This is a genomic window from Streptomyces botrytidirepellens, from assembly GCF_003721215.1.
In the GTDB taxonomy this organism is placed as follows: Bacteria; Actinomycetota; Actinomycetes; order Streptomycetales; family Streptomycetaceae; genus Streptomyces; species Streptomyces himastatinicus.
The window spans coordinates 1-6448 of the sequence record NZ_RIBZ01000081.1; the positions used below are offsets into that span (position 1 = coordinate 1).

General features: G+C 70.3%; 3 protein-coding genes. All 3 read right to left on the reverse strand.

Annotation, left to right across the window (positions count from 1 at the left end):
- Positions 1–491, reverse strand: a 491-nt coding sequence (locus tag EEJ42_RS05925; protein WP_184502956.1) for a SpnB-like Rossmann fold domain-containing protein, incomplete at its 3' end; no start/stop codon positions are given.
- Positions 445–4350: a type I polyketide synthase gene (locus EEJ42_RS05930; protein WP_184502957.1), complete on the reverse strand. Its 3906-nt coding sequence runs from the start codon at positions 4348–4350 to the stop codon at positions 445–447. The genes EEJ42_RS05930 and EEJ42_RS05925, both read right to left, overlap by 47 nt.
- Positions 4351–4398: 48 nt before the next feature.
- Positions 4399–6448, reverse strand: a 2050-nt coding sequence (locus EEJ42_RS05935) for a type I polyketide synthase (RefSeq protein WP_221179327.1), incomplete at its 5' end; no start/stop codon positions are given.

The following is a 6448-nucleotide window of genomic DNA, read 5'->3' on the forward strand; positions in this document are numbered from 1 at the left end:
TCCAACCGCCAACCCGACCCCACACCCACCGGAGGCTCCAACACCCCACCCGAAGCCATCCGCACCAGCCGCGGCAACCACACACGCCCCTCGCGGACGGCGACCTGGTCCGCGCCCAGCCCGGCGAGGCCGACAGCCAGAGCCTCATACGACTCCCGCGCACCATCGACGTCGGCCAGTACGAACCGCCCCGGATGCTCACTGATCGCCGAACGCACCAGACCCCACACCCCAGCACCCGCGAGATCCAGCACATCGCGAGCACCATCCTCGGACGAGGCCACCTCCACCGCACCCGACGTCAACACCACCAGCCGCGACCCGGCGAAGCGCCGCTCGGCCAGCCATGCGCGGACCACGGCCAGCACACCGGCCACCGCGTCGGTGACCTCGGTGTCCGTGGAGCGAAGCGGAAGCACCACGGTGTCCGGGACGGGGGAACCGTCATCCAGCGCGGCGGTCAGCGCGGCCAGATCGGCATAACCGGTCACCGGAACACCCGCGTCGCGCCACNGCCAGATCGGCATAACCGGTCACCGGAACACCCGCGTCGCGCCACTCATCGGTGTCGGCGAGTACGGCCCAGGCAGCACCCGATCCGCCGGGTTCGCCGGGAGCGGGGGCGGGGGTGGGAGCGGGGATCCAGTCGAGGCGGAACAGGCTGTCCCGATGCGGGGAGTTCGCCGTGGCCAGATCCGCGGTCGACACCGGCCGCAATACCAGCGACTCCACCTCGGCCACCGGAGCACCCGTAGCGTCGGCGATCTGCAGGGCGACCTCGCCGGACCTCCCCACGGACAGCCGCACCCGCACCGCGGCCGCACCGACCGCCGACAACGACACACCCGACCACGAGAACGGCAGCGCCGCTCCCTCGCCAGCCTGGTCCCCCACTCCCAAGGCATGCAGCACGGAGTCGAGCAGTGCCGGGTGCAGGCCGAAATCGGCCGCATCACCGGACAGCGACTCGGGCAGAGCCGCCTCTACGAACAGGTCCTCGCCGTGCCGCCAGACCTCCCGCAGGCCACGGAAAGCCGGACCGTACACCAGGCCACCACCGGCGAGCCGTTCGTACAAGCCCTCCACCGGAACCTGCTCCGCACCGGCAGGCGGCCACACGGCCAGGTCCCAATCCGCGACAGCCCCACCAGAGATGAGAGTCCCCGTGGCATGCAGAGTCCACGGCTCCTCGGCCGCCGCGTCCTCGGGGCGCGAGTAGACGCGCACTGCGCGTCGGCCCTCCTCCGTGCCCCCGGTACTGTCGATGCTGAGCTGCACCTGCAGCGCGCCCTGCTCCGGCAGCACCAGCGGCGCCTGCAGAGTCAGTTCCTCGACCTGCTCGCAGCCGACCCGCTCGCCGGCCTGCACCGCAAGCTCAACGAACATCGTGCCCGGCACCAGCACCGAGCCCGCCACAGCGTGATCAGCCAGCCACGGGTGCGAGGAGACCGAGAGCCGTCCGGTCAGCAGCACCGCGTCCGATCCGGCCACGGTCACCGCCGCGCCAAGCATGGGGTGCTCGGCCGCGCCCAGGCCCAAGCCACGAGCGTCGGTGACCGGCCGGGAAGCCTCGAGCCAGTACCGCTGCCGCTGGAATGCATACGTCGGCAGGCCTACCCGTCGCGCGCCCGTCCCGGCGAAGACTGCCGCCCAGTCGACCTTCGCGCCATGCACGAACACCTCGGCCACGGCACCCAACACGGTTTCGGCTTCAGCGCGCCCCTTACGCAGGGCCGACACCACGATCACGTCCGAGGCCGCCTTGGCCAGCGCGGTCAGCACCGGGTCGGGTCCGACCTCCAGCAGTCGGCTGACACCCTGTGTACCGGTGGCGCTCTCAAGAGCCTCGTGGAAACGGACCGGCCGACGGACCTGATCCACCCAGTAGTCAGCGGTCGCCCAGTCCTCTTCACCGACCGGCTCACCGGTGACCGTACTGACGGCGGCGAGCACCGGCTGCCGGTAGGCGACGCTCGCGGCGATCTCGGCGAACTCCGCCAGCATCGGCTCCATCAACGGCGAGTGAAAGGCGTGACTCACCCGCAGCCGCGACACCCGGCGGCCCCGCTCCCGCGCAACCGCCATCACCCGCTCGACCGCGTCCTCGTCACCGGAAACCACCACCGACGTGGGGCCGTTCACCGCCGCGACCGTAGCCCGCTCGCCCTCGGCAAACCCGCTGAGGATGTCGGCGACCTCGGCCTCGGTGCTCTCGACCGCCGCCATCGCACCACCCGAAGGCAGCCCCTGCATCAACCGCGCACGACCCGCCACCAACCGCGCGGCATCCCCCAGCTCGAACACACCCGCCACATACGCCGCCACGAACTCGCCGATCGAGTGGCCCAGCACCACATCCGGACCCACACCCCACGACCGCAGCAACTCCACCAACGCCACCTGCACCGCGAACAACGCCGACTGCGCATACCCGGTCCCCTCCAGCAGAGCCGCCTCCGCAGAACCCTCCGCCGCGAACAACACCTCCCGCAACGAGTGCTCAAACCCCGGCCTGCCCGTCAACTCCGCGTCCAGAAAACCGCACACCTCATCCAGGACCCGCGCGAACACCGGGAAGGCGGCATACAGCTCACGGCCCATACCCAGCCGCTGGCTCCCCTGACCCGTGAACATCCAACCCGTACGCCCCTCCGATACCACACCGGACACCACAGAAGTGCCACCGTCGGCCAGCTCGGCGACCCCCGACCGCAAATCCTCCAAATGCCCGCCCAGCACCACAGCACGGTGATCGAGCACCGCACGCGACGTCGCCAGCGAGTAGCCGACATCGGCCGCCGAGCAGTCAGCCACCCCTTCCGCCGTGTCCAGGAAACCGGCCAGGCGCTCGGCCTGCGCCCGCACCGCCCGCTCGCCGCGCCCCGACAGGACCCACGGCACCACCGGCAGCGACTGCCCCGAAGGCGGCTCTTCGGCCACGTCAGGTTCGGGCTGGAGCTCGAACTCGGGCGCTTCTTCGATGATGATGTGCGCGTTGGTGCCGCTGATCCCGAAGGACGAGACACCCGCTCGGCGCAGACGCTCCCCCTTCGGCCACCTACGAGCCTCCCCCAGCAACTGCACGGCACCCGCCGTCCAGTCCACCTGGGTCGAGGGCTCGTTCACGTGCAGCGTCCGCGGCAAGCGCTCCGCACGCAGCGCCATCACCATCTTGATCAGACCCGCAACACCAGCAGCAGCCTGCGTATGGCCGATGTTCGACTTCACCGAACCCAGCCACAAGGGCTCGTTCCCGGACCGCGCCTGACCATACGTCGCCAGCAACGCCTGCGCCTCGATGGGGTCGCCCAGTCGCGTCCCCGTGCCATGCGCCTCAACGACGTCCACCTCCGACGCCGAAAGCCGCGCCGACGACAACGCCTGGCGGATCACACGCTGCTGCGACGGACCGTTCGGCGCCGTCATACCATTCGACGCACCGTCCTGGTTGACCGCGCTCCCGCGTACGACCGCCAGCACCTGATGCCCCAGGCGCCGCGCGTCGGACAGCCGCTCCAGCACCACCACCCCGGCGCCCTCGGCCCACCCCGTACCGTCCGCGCTGTCCGCGAAAGACTTACAACGGCCGTCCGAGGCCAGACCCCGCTGCCGCGAAAACTCAACGAACGTCGACGGAGTCGACATGACGGTGACACCACCGGCCAACGCCATCCCACACTCCCCCGCACGCAGCGCCTGACACGCCCAATGCAGGGACACCAACGACGACGAACACGCCGTATCCACCGTCACCGCGGGCCCCTCGAGCCCGAAGACGTACGCGATGCGGCCGGAGAAGATGCTGCCCGCGTTCCCGTTCCCGAGAAAGCCCTCGATTTCCTCCGGAGCGACCTGCAACCGCGACGCATAGTCGTGGTACATCAACCCCGCGAACACACCCGTCGACGAACCACGCAACGACAACGGGTCAATCCCGGCCCGCTCCAGCGCCTCCCACGACGTCTCCAGCAACAACCGCTGCTGCGGATCCATCGCAAGGGCCTCACGCGGCGAAATGCCGAACAACTCCGCATCGAACTCGGCCGCGTCATGCAGGAAACCGCCTTCCCTCGCGTACGAGGTGCCCGCGCGATCCGGGTCCGGGTCGAACAGGGCCTCGAGGTCCCAGCCACGGTCGGCCGGGAACCCGGTGATCCCGTCGCCGGCCGAGTCGACCAGCTCCCACAGGGACTCGGGGGACGACACACCGCCCGGGTAGCGACAGCCCATCCCCACGATCGCGATCGGCTCGTGGTCCTTCGCCTCCGCTTCTCGCAGACGCTGGCGGGTCTCGCGGAGGTCGGTGGTGAGACGCTTGAGGTACGTCAGCGTCTTCTCGTCAGTGGACACGTGAGCCCAGCCCCTTTGTCGCGCGTGAGAGTGCCGTCATGAGCGCCCTCATCCTTCGAGTTCGCGATCGATGATTTCGAACATCGAATCGAGTGAAGCGGAATCGATATCGTCGTTCTCGGTACCGTCGCCGCCCAGGTCTTCCTCCAGCCGCGCCACCATCGCCTTGACACGTGACCGCACCTGCTGGCGCAGCGCGCCGTCCTGGGCCATCGAGAGCACTGCGGCTTCGAACTTCTCCAGGTCGCTCAGGCCGAAATCGCCCTCGCCGGAGCCCTGGTCGAGCTGTTCTCGCAGGTACCCGGCGAGGCCCTCGATCGTCGGATGATCGAAGGCGAGGCTGGCGGGCAGGGTGAGCCCGGTCGCGCTGTTGAGCCGGTTACGCAGGTCCACCGCGGTCAGGGAATCGAACCCGAGGTCCTTGAACGCCCGCCCCGGATCGATCACGCCGGCGGAACCGTGTCCCAGCACCGCCGCGACCTGGGACTGCACAAGGTCCAGCAGCACCCTGTCCTGCTCGGCCGCGGACCGGCCCCGCAGGCGGCGGGCAAGCACATCGGAACTGCCCGCACCGCTCCGGTCCCCGGCGCGCCGCTGCCGGGCGGCCGCCGGCAGGAGGCCCTGCAACATGCCGGGCACGCTGTCCCGGCGTGCGGCCAGTGCCGTGGTGTTGACCGAGACCGGCAGCGCGAGCGGCTCGTCGGACCGTACCGCCAAGTCGAACAGCGCTAGCGCGTGCTCGGTGGTCAGCGGCGCGAAGCCCTGTCCGCGCAGACGGGCCAGGTTCGCGTCACCGAGGCGGCCGCCCATGCCGTCGGGGTGTTCCCACATGCCCCACGCCAGGGATACGCCGGGCAGCCCCTGGGCGCGTCGGGACACCGCAAGTGCGTCGAGCACCGTGTTGCTCGCCGCGTAGGCCGACTGCCCGGCGTTTCCGACCACTCCGGCGATCGAGGAGAACAGCACGAACGCCTGAAGGTCGGCTTTCGCCGTCAGGTGGTGCAGGTGCAGCGCCGACTCCGCCTTCGCCGCGAGCACATCGGCCAGGCGTTCCGGAGTGAGGTCGGTGATCAGGCCGTCGTCGAGCACACCGGCGGCGTGCACCACCCCGGCCAGCGGCGCATCGTCCGGGACGGTGTCGAGCACGTCGGCTAGTGCCCGCTCGTCGCTGACGTCGCAGGCAGTGATCGTCACGCAGGCGCCCAAGTCGGCCAATTCCTTGCGGAGTTGCTGGGCACCGGGGGCTTGGTGGCCTCGGCGGGAGATCAGCAGCAGGTCCCGTACGCCGTGCGCGGATACGAGGTGGCGGGCGATCACGGCGCCCAGTCCGCCGGTCCCACCGGTGATGAGCACCGTTCCCTTGTCCCACTGTGTCGCCGGGATGTCCTCGCCGGTGGCGGGGGTCATGCGGACGACCCGGGGCACCCAGGTCCGGCCTTGCCGCACCGCGACTTGGCTCTCCCCGGACTCCCCGGATTCGGCCGGGTACGCCGCCAGAGCCCGGTAGGAGTCCGGCTCGCCATCCACATCGGCCAGCGCGAACCTTCCCGGATGCTCGTTCATCGCGGAACGCACCAGGCCCCACGCCCCGGCGGCCGCCAGGTCGAGCTCGCCCGTGTCGGAGGCAGGGCTCACCGTGACCGCGCCCGTGGTCGACACCATCAGACGCGAACCCGCCAAGCGCTCCTCAGCCAGCCACGTCCGCATGGCCCCCAGCACACCAGCGACCACACCCAGGAGATCCCCAGAATTCCGCGCCACCGGGAGCACGACGGTCCGCGGAACCGCCACACCGTCGTCGTCCAGGGCAGCGATCAACGCTTCCAAGTCGGCGTAACCGGTCACCGCGACTCCCGCGGCAGACCACCCGTCCTCGTTGTACGGATCGGTGCCGAGGACGGCCAAGTCGCCACGTTCGCCGGGCTCGGCCGGAGCCGGTGCGGGGGTCCACTCCAGCCGGAACAGGCTGTCGGCCGTGGCACGGGCGGCAGCGAGGTCGGCGACCGACACCGGCTGCAGTACCAGCGAGTCGATGTCGGCCACCGGCTGACCAGCGGCGTCGGCCACGCGCAGCCTGTACTCGCCGGATCCTCGCGGC